Below are 17,546 nucleotides of genomic sequence, written 5' to 3'. Positions count from 1 at the left end.
TCGCCGTTACAAGTCCTTTTTCTTCGGCTGACGTGCCTTCCATTCCGCGGGCAACTGATCGCGCTCCTTGAGCCAGGGATGGATGGAGACGGCCCGGGCGAGCGCGCCATAGGCGGCCCTGGTGCGTCCGGTGCGCAGCAGGACGTGATAGAGGCCAGACCATGCCCCGAAATGACGCGGCTCCAGCGCAACGGCCTTTTCCAGATCGGAAAGCGCGCCTTCATGGTTGTCACGCAGGAAGCGGACGAAGGCCCGCTGGTTCCAGCCCTCTGCATAGTCCGGTGCGCGCGACACAGCGATGTCGAACCGGGCTTCTGCGGCCTTGAAATCGTAGGCCTCGCGGCGTTCCATGCCCTTGTCCATGGCCGCGCGCACATCAGCGTCCGGCGCCTTGTCCAGCCAGTATTGCCAGATCTCGCCTTCCAGCCGCCGGCCCTCGCTTTCACTCGCGGCGGCCGCCAGATGCGAGAAAAGGCGGTCCTCGACCTCATCCGCATGGCCTGCCGTCAAGGACAGCGCCAGGACACAGGCTGCGAGCAACATTCGCACCGCCTAGACTCCCTTGAGGATGACGATGGTCGGCTGGCGCGGCAGGTCGCGGATGGAGACCGTGATGGAGTCCTCATCGCGAAATTCCACGGCGAAGTCGCCGCGCACACGCGACAGGTAGCGGTCGAGGGTGGTGTAGCGGCGATGCATGGGCAGCACGATGGAGCTTTGCAGGCGCCGTGTGATCTCGGCCATGCCGTCATGGGAAAGCGTCAGGCCGCCGTCTATGGGAACCATGAGGATGTCGAGCCGGCCAATGGCGGCGTAGTGCGCGTCGGTCAGATCGTGATGCAGGTGGCCGAGATGGCCGATGCACAGATCGGCGACTTCGAAGATGAAGATCGAATTGCCGTCCTTCATCATGTAGTCGCCCATGCGAATGTCGGTGGGGACGTTGCGCACGTAAAGGTCGTCGATCACGACACGATGCTCCGCCGGGCCGTCGCCATCGGGGTTCCAGCCCGGCAGCACATGTTCGATGCCGGGATCCGGGTTCATCGTGAAATGGGTCGAATGGGCGCGGTTCATGGTGATGACGCGCGGCAGCGGATCGTAGCCGTGATAGCCGGAGAAATCGGTGGCGGCGCGCACGCCTGCCGGTGTTTCGATGACATAGGTGGAATGGCCGGCATAGGTGATCTTCACCTTGCCCGGCTGGTATTGTACCGGCCACATGGGCGCAAGCGAGGCATAGCGGACGGGCTTTTCCTGCCGGTTCAGATCATGTGCGATGGCCATGCACTTGGAGGGCGCGGGCGCGCCTTGTGCCGAACCGGTTTCCGGAATGGCGATGGCGGCGAGCGCGGCGAGCGCGGCGGCCAGGAATGCCCGGCGCGGACTGTCGAAGGAAAGGCAGGTCAAGGCACGCATGTCTTGTTCCCCGGCTGTTTGGCTGGCCCCGGCAGACAAACAGGCTAGGACGAGCATGCGTCAGCGGCAAGATCTGCGCGATCACGCCCGCGTGATCGGCTGCGGTCCATGGCCAGCGGGATGGGGGCTCAGGCGGTCATCTCCTCCCATCGTTTGCGGATGGCCTCGTAGCCGTCATCGGGTTGGCGCGGCCAGGACAGTTCGTCAGGGGCGATCGAAACGAAGGGCTGTTTCGAGCGCGTCCAGATATGGCCGGCCGGGACAAGCCATGCCGTATCGTCCAGCGTTCCGGCCTTGATATTGCCGAGGTCGAGCCCTTGCGATCCGTGCCAGACGCGCACGCCGCATCGCGGGCAGAACCAGCCCTCGCGGGTGCGGCCGGATTCGGCGATGCGCGTGACGGTGTTGTAGTCGCCGTGGATAGCGACGTCAGCGCTTCGGCAGCGCAGGCTCTCGCCGAAGGCGGAGGAGGTGTGGCGCTGGCATTCGGTGCAATGGCACAGGTAGAACATCACGGGCGGCGCGGCCAACCGGTAGCGCAATTGGCCGCACTGGCAGCCGCCTTCCACGGGAAAGCGCGGCAATCGTACCTTCCTCATGCCGGCTTCCCTTTCCCTGGCTGCTTCATGCTCCCGCCTCCCTTGCGCCCAGGTCCGCCGCATGGCGGATCAGGCCGGTAGAGGACCAGATTTCGGAAAGACTGTCACGCGCAGACAGGAGCGAAAGTGCGGTCAGTTCTGCCCCGCCGCGCCGATGATGCCCTGAACGGCAGCGTTCAGGCCGCTGGTGATCGTCCCGGTGTTGACCGCGCCAAGCGCCGTCGTGTTGATGTTGCCGACCGAGCCGTTCACTGCGACCAGCACGGACTTGACGTTGCCCTGAACAGCCGAAGCGTTGCTGGCCACGTTCAGCACCAGCGCACCGGTGTCGGCAGAGCCGCCGATCTGGGTCATCGCGGCGGAAATGGCGGCCGTGGTCGAGGTGGCCGCATCATCGACGGCCGAGTTCACGCCCAGCGTGATATCGCCGGTGTTCACAGCGCCTAGCGCCGTGGTGGCGATGTTGCCGAAATTGATGGACGGAAGCGTTATTTCGGTTGCCGATGTCGCCTTGGCCGTTGCTTCGGCGGTCGCCTTGGTCACTCCGGTAATGACATTGGTGATCGAGCCGTCAATTCTGGAAGAAATATTGGTGACACTGGTGCTCGTGCTGAACACTTGAACGAAACCGGCATCGAGAGCCTCCGGCACCGTGGACAGGTACTGCTGACCTTTGCTTTCAAACAATGCATAGGTGGAAAAATCCACAGTCGCGGTCGGATCCGCTGATGTATCAACGATGCTGAAGAGAAGATTTCCTGCCGCGTCGTATATTAGGACGGTATCACTTACTCCATCGCCTGGATAATCGGCGGCAGTAATCGATCCGTCTGGCGAAATGGTGAGATTGGCAAAGCCGAGCCCGTCTACGTCGATGGTCGTGCCGAGGTCGGCGACGGTAATATCCACCGGACCACCTTCGCCATCGATCTGAACAGTGAATATGACTGTATCGTCAGCTGCATCCAGGAGGCCCAGCGGTGAACTGGTACTCGTGACCAGATTGGTGGAGACGTTCTCGGCGATGTTCGCGTAGGTGCCGTTGACCGGGGCCAGATTCGTCGCGCCGTCGAGCTGGCCGAGCACACGCTCCAGTACCGACTGGGCAAGCAACGGCGCGGGCTGGACGACGATAGCGCCAGTAATCAGTGCGGCGGCTGCCAGCTTTCCAACCATGTGACGGGTTCCCTGTTCAAAACGGCCTGCATTCGTTCCGCGGAAAATGCCTTATGAGCAAATAGGGAGGCGATGCCGGTGTCCCGCACGAAACGTGCCCCTGGTCAGGCAATGGCAGATCATTGCCGATCAAAAGGGCGGGTAAAGCGCCGGTTCGCACCGCCTTGCCGTGCCGGAGCGAAAATCACGGGGTGGGGTGTTTCCCATACAGCCCTGTTTGTTTTATAAGGCAGGCCATTCAAAGCAGAACATGAACAGATCCCGACAGGAGTGTCATGGCCGGTCATAGCCAGTTCAAGAACATCATGCACCGCAAGGGCCGCCAGGATGCGGTGCGGTCGAAAATCTTTTCAAAGCTCGCGCGCGAGATCACGGTTGCGGCCAAGATGGGCATGCCCGATCCCGCCATGAACCCGCGCCTGCGCCTGGCGATCCAGAACGCCAAGGCGGAATCGATGCCCAAGGACAATATCCAGCGGGCCATCAACAAGGCGTCTGGCGGTGACGGCGAGAACTACGAGGAAGTGCGCTACGAGGGCTATGGACCGGGTGGAATCGCGGTCATCGTCGAGGCGCTGACCGACAACCGCAACCGCACCGCCTCCAATGTGCGCGCCGCCTTCACCAAGGCCGGCGGGGCGATGGGCGAAACCGGTTCGGTCGCCTTCATGTTCGACCGGGTGGGCGAGATCTTCTACAAGCCGGAGGCCGGCGACACCGACGCGGTGATGGAAGCGGCCATCGAGGCGGGCGCCGAGGATGTCGTCTCCGACGAGAACGGCCATACGATCACCTGCGCCTTCGAGGATATCGGCGATGTCTCCTCGGCGCTGGAAGCCGCGCTTGGCGAGGCGGAATCGGTCAAGCCGGTGTGGAAACCGCAGACCTCCACGCCGGTGGATGCCGACCGTGCCGAATCCATCATGAAACTGATCGACCGCCTCGAGGACGACGACGACGTGCAGAACGTCTACGCCAATTTCGAGATGGACGAGGAAACCATGGCCAAGCTCAGCGCCGCGTGAGCGGGGACGGACGACCTGTTGACGGCGGGGCGGGCGCAGGCTCGCCCCTTTTTCGTTGGCCGCGGGCAAAGGCCGGAAGCGGGCAAACAAAAACCCCGGCCGCGTGAGCCGGGGTCCGATCGATTGTCCGCTTGTTGCGGAAAATCAGATGCCCAGATTGGCATACTTGCTCTTGAAGCGCGACACGCGGCCGCCGCGGTCAAGCAGGTTCTGCTGGCCGCCGGTCCAGGCCGGGTGCGTGGTCGGGTCGATATCGAGGTTCATCGTATCGCCTTCCTTGCCCCAGGTGGACTTGGTCATGTACTCGGTGCCGTCGGTCATGACGACCTTGATCATGTGGTAGTCGGGATGGATGTCGGCTTTCATCGCATTCGTCCTGATCTTGCGAGGGTTGTGGCGTCCGTGCGGAAACCGCATGGAAACGAACGCGCAGACCCGATTGAAACTTGTGAAGCCGCAGCTTTGACTGGCCACGGCTTCCAAAATGGTCGGCGAGCGTATACATCAGCCCCGCAAGGAGTACAAGTGCGGTGGCGCGGATTCCTCGTTCGGGGCAATCGCGCGGGCAGAACTGGAAGGAATGGCGGGGCATGACGGATGACACGATCCAGGCGCAGGCGAAGAAACGCCGGTCGCTGCGGCCCCTGGCCCGGCTTGCGCCCTACCTGACCCACTACAAGGGGCTTGTGGCGGGGGCGTTGCTTTCCCTCTCGCTTGCTGCCGTTACCACGCTGACCCTGCCGCTGGCGGTGCGCCGGATGATCGACCACGGCTTTTCCGACGGCGACAGCGATTTCATCTCGCAATATTTTTCCATGCTGATCGTGATTGCCGGCGTCATGGCGCTGGCATCGGCGTGCCGCTATTATTTCGTCATCACGCTGGGCGAGCGCGTCGTTTCCGATGTTCGCCGCGACGTGTTCGCCCATGTGACGAAACTGTCGCCGGCCTTTTTCGATACCGCCCAGTCCGGCGAGATCGTGTCGCGCCTGACAGCCGACACGACGCAGATCAAGTCCGCCGTGGGCGCGACCGCGTCGCTGGCGCTGCGCAACACGCTGCTGGGCCTCGGGGCGCTGGCCATGATGGTCTATACCTCGCCGAAGCTTTCCGGCCTGGTGATTGCCGCCATTCCGCTGATCGTCGTGCCGCTGGTGGCCTTCGGGCGCTCGGTGCGGCGCAAGTCGCGGCTGGCGCAGGATACGCTGGCCGAAGCAACAGCCTATGCCTCGGAGCAGATCGGCGCGGTGCGCACGCTGCAGGCCTTCACCAACGAAGCCATGGTGCGCGGGCGTTTCGCCGGTGCCGTCGAAGCCGCCTTCATCGCGGCGCGGTCTTCGACGCGGGCACGGGCCATGCTCACCTTCGTCGCCATCTTCACCATCTTCTCGTCGGTCGTGGGGGTGCTCTGGTTCGGTTCGCGCGATGTGCTGACCGGCGCGATCAGCGCCGGCACACTCGGTCAGTTCCTGCTTTATTCGGTCTTCGCCGCCGGGGCGCTGGGTGCCTTGTCGGAGGTCTGGGGCGAACTGTCACAGGCAGCCGGCGCCGCCGAACGGCTGACCGAGCTGCTGGCGGAGGAGCCGGAAATCGCCGCTCCGCCGGCACCGAAGGCCTTGCCGGAACCGGCGGAAGGCTCCGTCGCGTTCGAGGGCGTGTCCTTTGCCTATCCGGCGCGGCGCGACGTTTCGACGCTGACCGGCCTGTCCATGACGGTGAAGCCGGGCGAGACGGTGGCCATTGTCGGCCCGTCGGGCGCGGGCAAGAGCACGGTCTTCTCGCTGCTGCTGCGCTATTACGATCCCGACGCGGGGCGGGTGCTTGTCGACGGCATCGACCTGCGTGAAGCCGATCCGCAGGCCGTGCGCGCGCGCATGGCCATCGTGCCGCAGGACGTGACGGTCTTCGCCAGTTCGGTGGCCGACAACATCGCCTTCGGCAAGCCCGGTGCGGATCGCGCGGCGATCGTCGCGGCAGCGCGCGCGGCCCATGCCGACGAGTTCATCTCCAGAATGGACCAGGGCTATGACACGCCGGTGGGCGAGCGCGGCGTCACGCTTTCGGGCGGGCAGCGCCAGCGCATCGCCATTGCCCGTGCCATCCTGCGCGACGCGCCGGTCCTGCTGCTGGACGAAGCGACTTCGGCGCTGGATGCCGAAAGCGAGACGCTGGTGCAGGAGGCGCTGGAAAAGCTGATGCAGGGGCGCACCACGCTGGTCATCGCGCACCGGCTTGCCACGGTTCTCAAGGCCGACCGCATCCTCGTCATGGATGGCGGGCGGCTGGTGGAAGAGGGCACGCATGAAAGCCTGGTGAAGCAGGGCGGCGTCTATGCCCGGCTTGCCAAGCTGCAATTCACCGGGGGCGCGGAAGCCTTTGGCCGGGCCGCGGAGTAGGCTGCGCGACGCGCAATCATCAACCCGCCGCCCGCCCGGCAACGCGGCCGGAAAAGATGCAGCCGCCCAGGAACGTGCCTTCCAGCGCGTTGTAGCCGTGATAGCCGCCGCCGCCGAAGCCGGCCACCTCGCCCGCCGCATAAAGGCCGGGCACGGGCGCGCCGGCGGCGTCGAGGACGCGGGCATCCAGATCGGTATGCAGGCCGCCCAGCGACTTGCGGGTGAGGATGTGCAGCTTGACCGCGATCAGCGGGCCCTTTGCCGGATCGAGAATGCGGTGCGGCCTGGCCGTGCGGATCAGCTTGTCGCCGAGATAGTTGCGCGCGCCGTGAATGGCGGTGACCTGGGCATCCTTGGAGAAGGGGTTGTCCAGTTCGCGGTCGCGCGCCTCGATCTGGGCCTTGAGCCGGTCATGATCGATCAGCGGCGCGTCGGTCAGGTCGTTCATGCCGGCAACGAGGCTGGCGAGATCGTCGCGCACCACGAAATCGGCGCCATGTTGCTTGAAGGCCTCCACCGGGCCCGGCGCGCCTTTCTTCAGCACGCGGCCGCGAATGACTTCCATCCACTTGCCCGAGGTGAAATCCGGGTTCTGTTCCGAGCCCGAAAGGGCAAACTCCTTTTCGATGATCGCCTGGGTGAGCACGAACCACGACCAGTCATGGCCGGTGGACAGGATGTGCTTCAGCGTGGCCAGGGTGTCGAAGCCGGGCAGGCAGGGCGCGGGCAGGCGGTTGCCCGTGGCGTCGAACCACATGGAGGAGGGGCCGGGCAGGATGCGGATGCCGTGGCCGGGCCAGATCGGCTCCCAGTTCCGTACGCCCTCGGTATAGTGCCACATGCGGTCGTCGTTGATCGTGGCGGCTCCGGCGGCGCGGGCGATGTCCAGCATGCGTCCGTCGACGTGATGCGGCACGCCTGAAACCATGGAGGCCGGCGGCGGGCCGAGCCGGTCAACCGGCCAGACCTTGCGGACAAGGTCGTGGTTGCCGCCGATGCCGCCCGAGGTGACGATGACCGAACCGGCGGAGAGTTCGAAATCGCCGGTGACGTTTCGGGTGGATTGCGCGCCGCGCGCCGCATCGGTCGCTTCGAGGATTTCACCGGCAACGCCGGTTACCGCGCCATCGCGCGTGACGAGCCGGCTGACGCGGTGGCGAAACCGCAGTGTGACAATCCCCCCGTCGGCATGGGCGCGGACGCGCTGCTCGAAGGGCTTGACGACGCCTGGCCCGGTGCCCCAGGTGATGTGGAAACGCGGCACGGAATTGCCGTGGCCGGTGGCCAGCGAACCGCCGCGTTCGGCCCAGCCGACGACCGGAAACCAGCGCATGCCGAGCGAGGCCAGCCATGGCCGCATCTCGCCGGCGGCGAAATCGAGATAGGCTTGTGCCCATTGGCGCGGCCAATGATCTTCCGGGCGGTCGAAGGCGGCCGACCCCATCCAGTCCTGCTCTGCCAGGGCGCGGCTGTCGCGGATCTTCATGCGGCGCTGCTCCGGCGTGTCGACCATGAACAGGCCGCCCAGCGACCAGAACGCCTGCCCGCCCAGGTTCTGTTCGCCCTCCTGATCAAGCAAGATGATGTGCTTGCCGCGCGCGGCCAGTTCATTGGCAGCGACCAGGCCGGCAAGGCCTGCCCCCACGATGATCACATCTGCGTCCACGGCGTCTCCTCCCCGGGATATGGACGAAGACTAGCTGGCTGCGGGCCACCTGCAAAGCGGTGTTGCCGTTTCGCTGCGTCAGCGGAGGTGCCTGCGGGGTGAGAAATCAGGCGCCATCCTGTGACGGTTGTCATCGCGCCGGCTTCGGAAACGGCCCAGGATGAAAGAACAGGAAGGGCCGGCGGCAGGCCGCGCCCGCATCAAGGCGAGGCAACCGGCATGTCCGACCAGTTCAGCGAAATTACCAGCCGCTCATGGTTTTCCCGGATCGGGAGGGCCTTTTCCGGCATCCTGTTCGGCATCATCCTGGTTCTGCTGGCCATGGCGGGGCTGTTCTGGAACGAGGGCAGGGCCGTCAGCACGGCCCGTGCGTTGAGTGAAGGGGCGGGCCGTGTCGTGACGATCGACCCTGCCCGGCCTGCCGCCACAGCGGGTCAACTGGTCCATTTCACGGGACCGGTCGCCATACAGGGCGCGCCGGTGGATCCGCTGTTTTCCGCCCTGCCCGTTCCGGACAATGCCAACCAGCTCAAGCGCAAGGTCGAGATGTACCAGTGGCTGGAGGAGCCGGCGCAGCGAGACCCGGACGAAGCTGGGTGGCGGAGAGGAAACGGTGACCACCTATTCCTATGCGCCGGGATGGGCGTCACGCCCTGTCAATTCAGCCGCGTTCAAGCAGCCGGCGGGCCATGCCAACCCGGCCATGCCGGTGGAAGGCAACCGCTTCGCGGCAAGGGCGGGCACGGTCGGCCAGATCGTCATTCCGGGCGACCGGCTGGCGGGTCTCGGCGATGAGCGCGCCTTGCCCTTGAGCGGACGCGACCTGGACACGATTGCCTCGGCGCTCAATGACGGGCGGGCGGTGCGCCTCTCGGGCGGTGCCGTTCATGTCGGAGCGGACCCGGCGAACCCGCAGGTTGGCGACCTCAGGATCAGTTTCGAAACATCCGCCGTGGAGGTTGTCAGCGCAGTGGGAACCATCGATGGCGGCAGGCTCGGTTCCTTCACCACTTCGAACGGCGTCAGCATCGGCATGATCGAGGCCGGTGCGAAGCCTGCGGCTGCCATGTTCGAGGCCGCGCAATCAGCCAATACGGCGTTGACCTGGGGATTGCGCCTTGCAGGGCTGGCCGCCATGCTCATCGGTTTCCGCATGATCTTCGCCATTGCCGGAGTGATCGGTGACGTCCTTCCGTTTGTCGGCGACGTGCTGCGCTTTGCAACCGGGTTTGCCGCGCTCGGTCTGACGGCGGTCGCGGGATTTCTGACGATCGGCACCGCCTGGATCTGGTATCGTCCGCTGCTGGGCTGGTCGATCATTGCGATCGGCGCCGGACTGGCCATCGCCTTCTTCGCGCTTGGCAAGCGGCGGGCGCGGGGTGCCGGGCGCGGCAAGGACGCCACGGCTGCCGCCTGAGGCCAGAAACCGGCGGATCCGGCCGGCGCCCGGACGGTTCCGGTCCGGTCGGAACGCTAGCCGATTTCCTGGCGGGCGTCCTCATCCAGCAGGTCCTGGCGGTTTGAGCGGGCGCGCTCCTGGGCCACCTTGCGCGAGATCGTGTCGTCAGCGCGCACATTGCCGGCGGCGGGCTCCTCCTCCGCCTTCGCCGGCTGTCTGGCCGGGCGCGGGCTGCTGCCTGCCGGTTCTTCACCATTCTCAAGGCGCACGCGGTAACCGGGTTCGGGCAGGGCGATGCCCTCGCTTTCCAGCGCGTGCCTGACAAGCCGGATCGCTTCGCTGCGGGCATGCAGGAAGCTGGTTTCGGTCTGGTTCACCCAGGCGACATACTGGATAATGACGGCATGGTCTCCCACGTCCTCGATCCATGCATCGGCGCCGGGATCGTCCAGCGTGAAGGGCAGGCCGGCCAATGTCCGTATCCCGGTTTCGCGGGCCCGTGTCAGGTCCGCTGCGGGATCGATGCCAAGCCGGAAGGCAAAGCGGCGCTCGGGGTTGCGTGTGTAATTGTGAACGATGCCCTTGAAGACGTCGGAATTGGGAATTCGGATGTGGTTTCCGTCCGCGTCGATGAGAATGGTGGCGCGGGCGGTCAGCATCAGCACGGATCCCTCCTTGCCGCCGATCTCCACCCAGTCGTTCGGGCGGAAGGGCTGGCGCACCGACAGCAGGATGGAGGCGATGTAATTCTCCACGGTGTCGCGCACGGCAAAGCCGACGGCAAGGCCGACAATGCCGGCGGCGCCGAGGATCGTGCCGAGCACAGCGGTAGCCCCCAGCACATCGAGCGCGACAACGAGGCCGAGGCCGGCAAAGACAAGGCGGACGATCTGGCGCAGGAGATCGGCGATGAAGGAATTGGGCGCGATGCGCGAAAAGGGCCAGCGGCGCGACGCCACCCAGAGGCCGAAGGCGCCGATGAGCGTGAAAACGATGGCCGAAAGGCCGATCATGGGAAGCTGGTTGAGGATCTGGAGCGTGCGGTTCCGGATGCGTTCCCAGGCGGGAACGATGCGCTTGCTGACCGAGGAGACCTCCCGGATCTGGTTGCGGATGGCGACCACGCCTTCCACGCGCCCGGCCAATCGTTCGGCTTCAAGGGCAAGCTGCGGTTCGGCCACCTGTCCGCGCAGTGTCACCACGCCGGATTTCACCTGGGCGAAGACATCGCCAAGTCCTTCAAGCTGCGACAGGATTTCCTCGATGCGCCGGTCTATGGCGCGGTCGGAACCGGCATCGGATTGCGTGGCGATAGGGCCTGCCGGTTCGCCGCCATTGTCCTGTGCCAGGGCCGGATACACGAAAGCCAGCACAAACAGGCAGGCGGCGATGAAGGATCGCAATGTCATGGGTGGCGCTATCCCCGTCCCGTTTTCCAAGCCCCGGCTCATTCAAGCGGCCGGCAGCATGCTTGTCCAGCGCCAAGGGGCCGGCCTGTCCCGGCTTCAGCGTTCGGTCAGCTTGAGCTCGATGCGGCGGTTGCGGGCGCGTGCCTCCGGCGTGTCGGCCGTGTCGAGCGGCTGGTATTCGCCGAAGCCGGCGGCGACAAGGCGGTCGGCCGGCACGCCCTGATCGACGAGGAACTTGACCACGGAAATGGCACGCTGGGCCGACAGTTCCCAGTTGTCGCGGAACCGGCCGGCGCCGGACAGCGGCACGTTGTCGGTATGTCCGTCGACACGCAGCACCCAGTTGATCTCCGGCGGGATCTCACGGGCCAGGTCGAGCAGCGCATCGGCCAGCTTCGCCATTTCGTCGCGTCCCGCCTCGTTGATCTGGTCGCCGCCGGAGGCAAAAAGCACTTCCGACTGGAAGACGAAGCGGTCGCCGACAATGCGGATATTCTCGCGATCGGACAGGATTTCACGCAAGCGGCCAAAGAAATCCGAGCGGTAGCGGTTGAGCTCCTGGACCCTTTGGGCCAAGGCGACATTCAGCCGGCGGCCGAGATCGGCGATCTTGGCATTGCTCTCGCGGTCGCGCTCCTCGGATACGTCCAGCGCATCCTCCAGCGCGGCGATCTGGCGGCGCAGCGCTGAAATCTGCTGGTTGAGGATTTCCACCTGGCTGAGCGCGCGCTGGCTGATCTCACGCTGTTCGTCGAGCTGGCCCGACAGTTCGCCAACACGCTGTTGCGCCTCGCCGGCGGCACCCGCGCCACTGGCCAGAAGCTGTTCGAGCCGCGACTTTTCCGTCTCCGCCTCCTGAAGCGAGGCCTGGAGATTGGCAAGCTGGTCGTTGAGGTCCTGGCTGTTGGACTGTTCGAGCGAGAGCAGGCGGGTCAGCTCGTTGATCTGCGAGTTGAGCCGGTTGAGCACCTCGTCCTTGCCGGTAATCTCCTGACTGAGCAGGAACTGCGCCAGCACGAAAACCGACAGCAGGAACATGATGGCCAGCAGCAGCGTCGACAGCGCGTCGACGAAGCCGGGCCAATAGTCGATGCCGCGCTCGCGGCGCCTGTTGCGCGCCAGCGCCATGTCAGGCGTCCCCGTCCTTTTCCAGCGCCCTGGCCACGCGCTGGAGCGTCTGGTGCATTGCCTTCTGTTCCTGTGCCTGGGCTTCCACCCAGTCGCGCATCATCTGCTGTTCGGAGCGCATGGACTTGACCAGGCCGGACACACCTTCGGCCAGGTTGGCCATGGCGGCGGTGACGCGCTGCGAGGAACCGCCGGCCTCCTGCAGGCGGCGCAGGCTTTCGGCCATCTCGCGCAGTTCATCGGACGAGCCGGGCGAACGCATGGCGGCGGAAAGGTCGGAGCCGACATCGGTGACCGAGGAAAGCCAGTTTTCCAGTTCCGTGTAGAAGCGGTTCTGGGCGCGGCCGGCCTGCAGGTCGAGGAAGCCGAGCACCAGCGATCCAGCCAGGCCGAACAGGGACGAGGAGAAGGCCGTGCCCATGCCGTCGAGCGGACGGGCAAGGCCGGATTTCAGCGCATTGAGCGTGTCGTTGGCGTCACCGGTGCTAGGGTCGAGCGACTGGATGGTGTCGCCGATCGAGCCGATGGTCTGGAGCAGGCCCCAGAAGGTGCCGAGTAGGCCCAGGAAGACCAGCAGACCGATGAGATAGCGGGAGATGTCGCGGCTCTCGTCCAGCCGGGTGGCGATGGAATCGAGGATCGAGCGCATCGAGGCAGTGGACAGCGATGTCGCGGTGTTGCGCGACAGCATGGCCTGCATGGGGGCGAGCAACACGGGATCCCTGGCGGTTTCCCCCTGGCGGAAGGAGTTCACCCAGCGGACTTCGCGAAACAGGCGGATGACCTGCATGAAGGCGAGAAGGATGCCGACGGCCAGCACGCCGAGGATGAGGCCGTTCAGTCCGGGATTGGTGGCGAAGGCGGAGGAAATCTGGCGGAAAAGGATCGCGGCGACGAAGCCGGCCAGCGCCAGGAAGATGATCATGGACAGCAGAAAGACCTGCGGCGAGGACAGCCGCTCGGGATCGTAGGCGCCTTGCTGCTGCTCGGCGCTTCTTTCGTCCATTGCCATTCGCTTTCCAACCTTCTCGATTCGCGTCTTGCCCCGATAGCGCTGACTTTAATCGGAATTATGACGCAATGAAAAGAAGGCGTGCGGCAACTCAGACGGGTTTTGCCAGCGTGGCAAGCAAGCGACGGTGGATATCCTCGTTTCCGGCGACGATGGAGGCGCTGTCGAAGACGTCCTGCCCGCCCTTGCCGTCGGAAACAAAACCGCCGGCCTCGCGCACCAGCAGCATGCCGGCGGCCACGTCCCACGGGTCGAGACCGTTTTCCCAGAAGCCGTCGAAGCGGCCGGAGGCCACCCAGGCCAGGTCGATGGAGGCACAGCCAGTGCGCCGGATGCCGGCGCATTCGCCCATGACATTGCGCAATTGCAGCAGGGCGTTGCCGTGATGGCCGCGGCCCAGATGCGGAATGCCGGTGCAGACCACCGCCTCGGCCAGGCTGGAGCGGGCGGCCACGCGGATGCGGCGGTCATTGAAGAAGGCGCCGCCGCCGCGCTCTGCCGTGTAGAGTTCGTCCATCACCGGGTTGTAGACCACGGCCGCGACGATCTGGCCCTGGCGCTCCAGCGCGATGGAAATGGCAAAGACGGGAATGGCGTGGAGGAAATTGGTGGTGCCGTCGAGCGGATCGACGATCCAGCGGTGCTGGCCGTCATGGCCTTCCACCTCGCCGCGCTCCTCCATCAGGAAGGAATAGCCCGGCCGGGCGCGCGACAGCTCCTGATAGACGATCTCCTCGGCCTTGCGGTCGGCCTGGCTGACGAAATTGGCAGGGCCCTTGAGGGAGACCTGGAGATTTTCCACCTCGCCGAAATCGCGCACCAGCGAACGGCCGGCCTTCAGCGCCGTCTGCACCATGACATTGAGGATCGCTGAACGCGCCATTCGTCTTCTTCCTGTCTTTCAGTCAATCAGCGGCGCGGTTCAGTCCGCGCGGCGCACATAGGTGATCTCGTCGGTGTCGACGATGATGCGCTCTCCCGACTCGATGAAGGGCGGAACCATCACGCGAACCCCGTTTTCCATCACGGCCGGCTTGTAGGAAGACGCCGCCGTCTGGCCCTTGACCACCGGATCGGCCTCGGTAATCGTCAGCGTCACCTGCGAGGGCAGGGAAATGCCGATGGGCTTTTCCTCGTAGAGTTCGACGGTCACGATCATGCCTTCCTGCAGGAAGGCGGCGCGGTCGCCGACGAACTCCTTCTGCAGTTCAAGCTGCTCGTAGCTTTCCTGATCCATGAAGACCAGCATTTCGCCTTCCTCGTAGAGATAGGAGAAATCCTTCTGCTCAAGGCGCACCTTCTCGACCGTCTCGGAGGCACGGAAACGCTCGTTGAGCTTGGTGCCGTCGATGAGGTTCTTCAATTCGACCTGGTTGAAGGCGCCACCCTTGCCCGGCTTGACCGCGTTGGTCTTCACAGCGACCCACAGGCCGCCATTGTGCTCGATGACATTGCCGGGGCGGATTTCGTTGCCGTTGATCTTCATGATGTCCGTTTCCGTTGTTTGCCGTGCCCGGTTTCCCCTGGGCGGGCTGCCGTCTGGAGATAGGCGCGCCGAAACCGCGCGCGGCCGGTCTGTTCCGGCGCTCCAAGACCACAAAACGGGGCGCGAGGCAAGAGTGGCCCGTGCGGCAAGCGGGCTGCCCACGCCTATCGCAGCCGGTTTGCCCGCTCGATGGCCTTCTTCATCTGCTCACGGGTCAGCCCGTCGAGAAAGACGTTCATCTCCGGGTCATCGAGCCCGGCGCGGCGCGCCAGAATGTACCATGCGGCGGCCTCGATGGAATCGCCTTCGGTGCCCAACCCCATCCGGTAGAGCTTGGCGAGGCCGTTCTGGGCAGCGACATTGCCGGATTTGGCCGCGTTGCGCATCCAGAGGAAGCTGGCTTCATAGTCCCGCTCGCCGCCACGGCCTTCCACCATCCACACGGCCAGGTCGAACATGGCGGTGTCGAAACCGCCGCGGGCAGCGAGTTCCAGCCATTTGCGCGCGGTCGCCTCGTCCCGGTCGCGGCCGGCATTGCCCTGCGCAAGGATCATGGCGATGGCATATTGCGCATCCGGCAGACCCTGACGGGCGGCACGCTCGTACCATTCGGCCGCTTCGGCCAGCCCGGACGGGCCGGGCTTCTCGTCGACGATCATCTGGGCGTAGTTGAAGCGGGCCAGCGCATTGCCGGCGGCGGCGGCTTCGCCCATCAGGCGGAAGGCCTCGTCGCGGTCCTTCGCGACATACTTGCCGTCCAGCAGCAGCAGGGCGTACTGGAATTTCGCCTCCGGATTGCCGCCCCTGGCGGCCTCCACATACCATTTCGCGGCCTCTTCCGAGGCTCGCGCCACGCCAAGCCCGCGGGAAAGGATTTCGGCGACGAGGGTCTGGGCGGCCGCGTCGCCCTTCTCGGCCAGCGGACGGGCGAGATTGAGAGCCGTGATGTAGAGGCCGCGCTGGAAGGCACCGAAGGCCTTGTCGGCAGGATGCTGGCCGAAGCGCTGGGGATTGACGTCATCGGGCGTGCCCGTTTCACCTGCCACACGGTCTGCCAGGGACGGCAGAACCTTCTCCGCCCTTTCGCCAGCGGCCATGGCCGGCGCGGCGGCCAGAAGAGCGAAGGCAAGGGCGGCGGCGCGTATCATGCGGCATCCAGTTCCGGTGCAGTTTCGTCGAGCAGGGCATTTGTCCTGGCCACGGCCTCGCCGGGTTTCAGCGGACCGGCAAAGACCGCGGCGCAAAGGGCAACGAAATCGGCGCGGGTGGCAGCCACGGCCGCCGCGCTTTCGATGGAGGCGCCGCCCATGACGATGCAGGGCAGGGTGACCATCTCGGCCCACCATTCGCCAAGCGCAAGGTTGCGGTGGTGGGCCTCGGCGCCGGTGTCGTAGCCGATGCGGCCGAAGAAGATGTAGTCCGGCCGGGCCTCGCCGAGTTCAAGCGCGTCGTGGCGCGTCTTGGCCCCGCCGACGCCCAGCATCAGCTTGTCATCGAAACGCTCGGCGGTCTCGGCCATGGTGGCCCGGGCGTTTTCGAGGTGAACGCCGTCGGCATTGACGCGGCCGGCGGTGCGGGTGTCGTCGACGATCATCACGGCCACGCCCTTTTCCTGTGCCAGGGGCACGACGCGCTTGCAGCGGGCCTGGAAGGCGGCTTCGGCGAGCCCGTAGGCCGGCAGGATGAGCGAGGCGACGTCGCCGCCCGACAGCGCATCGGCGATGGCTGCGGCGAATGCGTCGTCATCGGCGATGTCCGGGGCGATGAGAACGAGGCGGCAGCGGTTGTCCGGCGTCGTGTGCGGCATGATTGTATGCGTCCTGTTGGTGACGGTTTCCGATTGGCGGGAGAAAATGGTCGCAATTGGGCAGCGGTGCAAGGCCCGGCGGCGCTTTGGCGGAATTCGCCCCGGCTGTCGCCAAGCGCGCCGCGACCGGCTAAGGATGGAACAAGCCCCGCCACCTCCGCGCCGGGCGCTCCTGACCGTCAACGGACATCGCATGCAAGATCTTCTCACCGATCCATGGTTCTATACCGCCTGCATTCCGGCGGTCCTGCTGGTGGGGTTGTCGAAGGGCGGGCTCGGCGGGGCGACGGCGCTGATCGGCGTGCCGATGATGACGCTGGTGCTGGCGCCGGTGCAGGCGGCGGCGATCATGCTGCCCATCCTCATCCTGATGGACATGGTTTCGCTGTGGACATGGCGCGGCTACCGGCACACGCAGACGCTTTTCTACATGCTGCCGGGGGCGATGGTCGGCATCGCGATCGGCTGGTGGCTGGCGGCGGCCGTTTCAACCGACATGGTCAAGCTGATCATCGGGTTGATCGCCGCGCTGTTTGCCGGGCGCTGGTTCTGGCTGAAGCTGCGCAAGGCCTCGCCTGAAAAGCCGCCCAGCCGGGCGCGTGGCGCGTTCTGGGGCATGGTCTCGGGCTATACCAGTTTCGTCGCCCATGCCGGCGGGCCACCCTTCCAGATGTACGCGCTGCCGCTCGGCCTGCATCCGCGCACCTATACCGGCACGTCGGTGATCTATTTCGCCATCGTCAACGCGGTGAAGGTGCTGCCCTATTTCCTGCTGGGCGAGTTCAGCGCACAGAACCTGGCGGCGTCGGCGGTGCTGATGCCCTTCGCGCCGCTGGCCACGCTGGCCGGCGCCTGGCTGGTCAAGCGGATGAAGCCCGAAGTCTTCTACCCCTTCACCTACACGATGGTGGCCATCGTTGCGGCCAAGCTGATCCATGACGGGGTGAGCGCGCTGCTGACCTGATAGGCCATCGGACGAAGGTCTGCCACGTGCCCGCTTGGCAGGTGGCATGGCGGCTGTTTA

17 protein-coding genes are annotated in these 17,546 nt (G+C 65.4%); 4 read left to right on the top strand and 13 right to left on the bottom strand.

The window, feature by feature from the left end; translation table 11 throughout:
* Nucleotides 1-6 precede the first annotated feature (6 nt).
* The 4 genes from R3D65_RS05685 to R3D65_RS05670 all read right to left on the bottom strand — a co-directional run bounded on the left by R3D65_RS05685 (nt 7) and on the right by R3D65_RS05670 (nt 3,194).
* Nucleotides 7-543 carry a hypothetical protein gene (locus R3D65_RS05685; RefSeq protein ID WP_371274264.1) on the bottom strand — a complete coding sequence of 179 codons (537 nt, stop codon included), beginning with the start codon at nt 541-543 and terminating at the stop codon, nt 7-9.
* Nucleotides 544-552: 9 nt separating this feature from the next.
* Entirely contained in the window at nt 553-1,419 is an 867-nt protein-coding gene (locus tag R3D65_RS05680) for an MBL fold metallo-hydrolase (RefSeq protein ID WP_371274263.1), read from the bottom strand.
* A gap of 128 nt (nt 1,420-1,547) precedes the next feature.
* Nucleotides 1,548-2,018 carry a GFA family protein gene (locus R3D65_RS05675; protein ID WP_371274262.1) on the bottom strand — a complete coding sequence of 157 codons (471 nt, stop codon included), beginning with the start codon at nt 2,016-2,018 and terminating at the stop codon, nt 1,548-1,550.
* 132 nt (nt 2,019-2,150) lie between these two features.
* Nucleotides 2,151-3,194: a hypothetical protein gene (locus tag R3D65_RS05670; protein WP_371274261.1), complete on the bottom strand. Its 1,044-nt coding sequence runs from the start codon at nt 3,192-3,194 to the stop codon at nt 2,151-2,153.
* Between the two features lie 275 nt (nt 3,195-3,469).
* Here R3D65_RS05670 and R3D65_RS05665 point away from each other — a divergent pair, with 275 nt between their 5' ends.
* Nucleotides 3,470-4,219, top strand: a complete 750-nt coding sequence (locus R3D65_RS05665) for a YebC/PmpR family DNA-binding transcriptional regulator (RefSeq protein WP_371274260.1) — start codon at nt 3,470-3,472, stop codon at nt 4,217-4,219.
* Between the two features lie 144 nt (nt 4,220-4,363).
* On the opposite strand, the gene rpmE is transcribed toward R3D65_RS05665, so the two are convergent.
* Nucleotides 4,364-4,585: a 50S ribosomal protein L31 gene (rpmE, locus tag R3D65_RS05660; RefSeq protein WP_371274259.1), complete on the bottom strand. Its 222-nt coding sequence runs from the start codon at nt 4,583-4,585 to the stop codon at nt 4,364-4,366.
* A gap of 224 nt (nt 4,586-4,809) precedes the next feature.
* Here rpmE and R3D65_RS05655 point away from each other — a divergent pair, with 224 nt between their 5' ends.
* Nucleotides 4,810-6,615: an ABC transporter transmembrane domain-containing protein gene (locus tag R3D65_RS05655; RefSeq protein ID WP_371274258.1), complete on the top strand. Its 1,806-nt coding sequence runs from the start codon at nt 4,810-4,812 to the stop codon at nt 6,613-6,615.
* A 19-nt stretch (nt 6,616-6,634) separates the two neighbouring features.
* Here the strand turns inward: R3D65_RS05655 and R3D65_RS05650 are convergent, their stop codons facing one another.
* Nucleotides 6,635-8,281, bottom strand: coding sequence for an FAD-binding dehydrogenase (locus R3D65_RS05650; protein ID WP_371274257.1), 1,647 nt, complete (start codon nt 8,279-8,281; stop codon nt 6,635-6,637).
* A 517-nt stretch (nt 8,282-8,798) separates the two neighbouring features.
* On the opposite strand from R3D65_RS05650, the gene R3D65_RS05645 reads away from it, so the two are divergent.
* On the top strand, nt 8,799-9,698 hold the full coding sequence (locus tag R3D65_RS05645) for a TMEM43 family protein (protein WP_371274256.1): 900 nt from the start codon (nt 8,799-8,801) through the stop codon (nt 9,696-9,698).
* Nucleotides 9,699-9,754: 56 nt separating this feature from the next.
* Here the strand turns inward: R3D65_RS05645 and R3D65_RS05640 are convergent, their stop codons facing one another.
* The 7 genes from R3D65_RS05640 to R3D65_RS05610 form a co-directional block, all read right to left on the bottom strand.
* On the bottom strand, nt 9,755-11,089 hold the full coding sequence (locus R3D65_RS05640) for a mechanosensitive ion channel domain-containing protein (protein ID WP_371274255.1): 1,335 nt from the start codon (nt 11,087-11,089) through the stop codon (nt 9,755-9,757).
* Nucleotides 11,090-11,185: 96 nt separating this feature from the next.
* Complete coding sequence (locus R3D65_RS05635; RefSeq protein ID WP_371274254.1) at nt 11,186-12,217, bottom strand: peptidoglycan -binding protein; 1,032 nt, start codon at nt 12,215-12,217, stop codon at nt 11,186-11,188.
* A gap of 1 nt (nt 12,218) precedes the next feature.
* Nucleotides 12,219-13,223 (bottom strand): MotA/TolQ/ExbB proton channel family protein, encoded by a 1,005-nt coding sequence (locus R3D65_RS05630; protein ID WP_371274253.1) that lies wholly within the window; start codon nt 13,221-13,223, stop codon nt 12,219-12,221.
* A 97-nt stretch (nt 13,224-13,320) separates the two neighbouring features.
* Nucleotides 13,321-14,112 carry an inositol monophosphatase family protein gene (locus R3D65_RS05625; protein ID WP_371274252.1) on the bottom strand — a complete coding sequence of 264 codons (792 nt, stop codon included), beginning with the start codon at nt 14,110-14,112 and terminating at the stop codon, nt 13,321-13,323.
* Nucleotides 14,113-14,151: 39 nt separating this feature from the next.
* A complete protein-coding gene (efp, locus tag R3D65_RS05620; RefSeq protein WP_371274250.1) occupies nt 14,152-14,715 on the bottom strand; it encodes an elongation factor P in 564 nt (187 codons plus the stop codon).
* A 164-nt stretch (nt 14,716-14,879) separates the two neighbouring features.
* On the bottom strand, nt 14,880-15,863 hold the full coding sequence (locus tag R3D65_RS05615) for a tetratricopeptide repeat protein (protein ID WP_371274249.1): 984 nt from the start codon (nt 15,861-15,863) through the stop codon (nt 14,880-14,882).
* Nucleotides 15,860-16,522: a thiamine phosphate synthase gene (locus R3D65_RS05610; protein WP_371274247.1), complete on the bottom strand. Its 663-nt coding sequence runs from the start codon at nt 16,520-16,522 to the stop codon at nt 15,860-15,862. Before R3D65_RS05610 ends, R3D65_RS05615 begins: the two co-directional genes overlap by 4 nt.
* A 193-nt stretch (nt 16,523-16,715) precedes the next feature.
* Here R3D65_RS05610 and R3D65_RS05605 point away from each other — a divergent pair, with 193 nt between their 5' ends.
* Complete coding sequence (locus R3D65_RS05605) at nt 16,716-17,486, top strand: sulfite exporter TauE/SafE family protein (protein ID WP_371274246.1); 771 nt, start codon at nt 16,716-16,718, stop codon at nt 17,484-17,486.
* Nucleotides 17,487-17,546 lie beyond the last annotated feature (60 nt).

The sequence above is a fragment of the Zhengella sp. genome, from assembly GCF_041397485.1.
Taxonomy (GTDB): domain Bacteria; phylum Pseudomonadota; class Alphaproteobacteria; order Rhizobiales; family Rhizobiaceae; genus Zhengella.
Note: the sequence above shows the minus strand (reverse complement) of the source record. Positions and strands in the feature narration are given on the sequence as shown.

Coding starts and splice junctions, on each gene's coding strand:
- R3D65_RS05635 (WP_371274254.1), bottom strand. CDS start 12,217: ATGGCGCTGGCGCGCAACAGGCGCCGCGAGCGCGGCATCGACTATTGG.
- rpmE (WP_371274259.1), bottom strand. CDS start 4,585: ATGAAAGCCGACATCCATCCCGACTACCACATGATCAAGGTCGTCATG.
- R3D65_RS05665 (WP_371274260.1), top strand. CDS start 3,470: ATGGCCGGTCATAGCCAGTTCAAGAACATCATGCACCGCAAGGGCCGC.
- R3D65_RS05630 (WP_371274253.1), bottom strand. CDS start 13,223: ATGGACGAAAGAAGCGCCGAGCAGCAGCAAGGCGCCTACGATCCCGAG.
- R3D65_RS05670 (WP_371274261.1), bottom strand. CDS start 3,194: ATGGTTGGAAAGCTGGCAGCCGCCGCACTGATTACTGGCGCTATCGTC.
- R3D65_RS05615 (WP_371274249.1), bottom strand. CDS start 15,863: ATGATACGCGCCGCCGCCCTTGCCTTCGCTCTTCTGGCCGCCGCGCCG.
- R3D65_RS05685 (WP_371274264.1), bottom strand. CDS start 543: ATGTTGCTCGCAGCCTGTGTCCTGGCGCTGTCCTTGACGGCAGGCCAT.
- R3D65_RS05655 (WP_371274258.1), top strand. CDS start 4,810: ATGACGGATGACACGATCCAGGCGCAGGCGAAGAAACGCCGGTCGCTG.
- R3D65_RS05640 (WP_371274255.1), bottom strand. CDS start 11,089: ATGACATTGCGATCCTTCATCGCCGCCTGCCTGTTTGTGCTGGCTTTC.
- efp (WP_371274250.1), bottom strand. CDS start 14,715: ATGAAGATCAACGGCAACGAAATCCGCCCCGGCAATGTCATCGAGCAC.
- R3D65_RS05610 (WP_371274247.1), bottom strand. CDS start 16,522: ATGCCGCACACGACGCCGGACAACCGCTGCCGCCTCGTTCTCATCGCC.
- R3D65_RS05645 (WP_371274256.1), top strand. CDS start 8,799: ATGCCAACCAGCTCAAGCGCAAGGTCGAGATGTACCAGTGGCTGGAGG.
- R3D65_RS05605 (WP_371274246.1), top strand. CDS start 16,716: ATGCAAGATCTTCTCACCGATCCATGGTTCTATACCGCCTGCATTCCG.
- R3D65_RS05675 (WP_371274262.1), bottom strand. CDS start 2,018: ATGAGGAAGGTACGATTGCCGCGCTTTCCCGTGGAAGGCGGCTGCCAG.
- R3D65_RS05680 (WP_371274263.1), bottom strand. CDS start 1,419: ATGCGTGCCTTGACCTGCCTTTCCTTCGACAGTCCGCGCCGGGCATTC.
- R3D65_RS05625 (WP_371274252.1), bottom strand. CDS start 14,112: ATGGCGCGTTCAGCGATCCTCAATGTCATGGTGCAGACGGCGCTGAAG.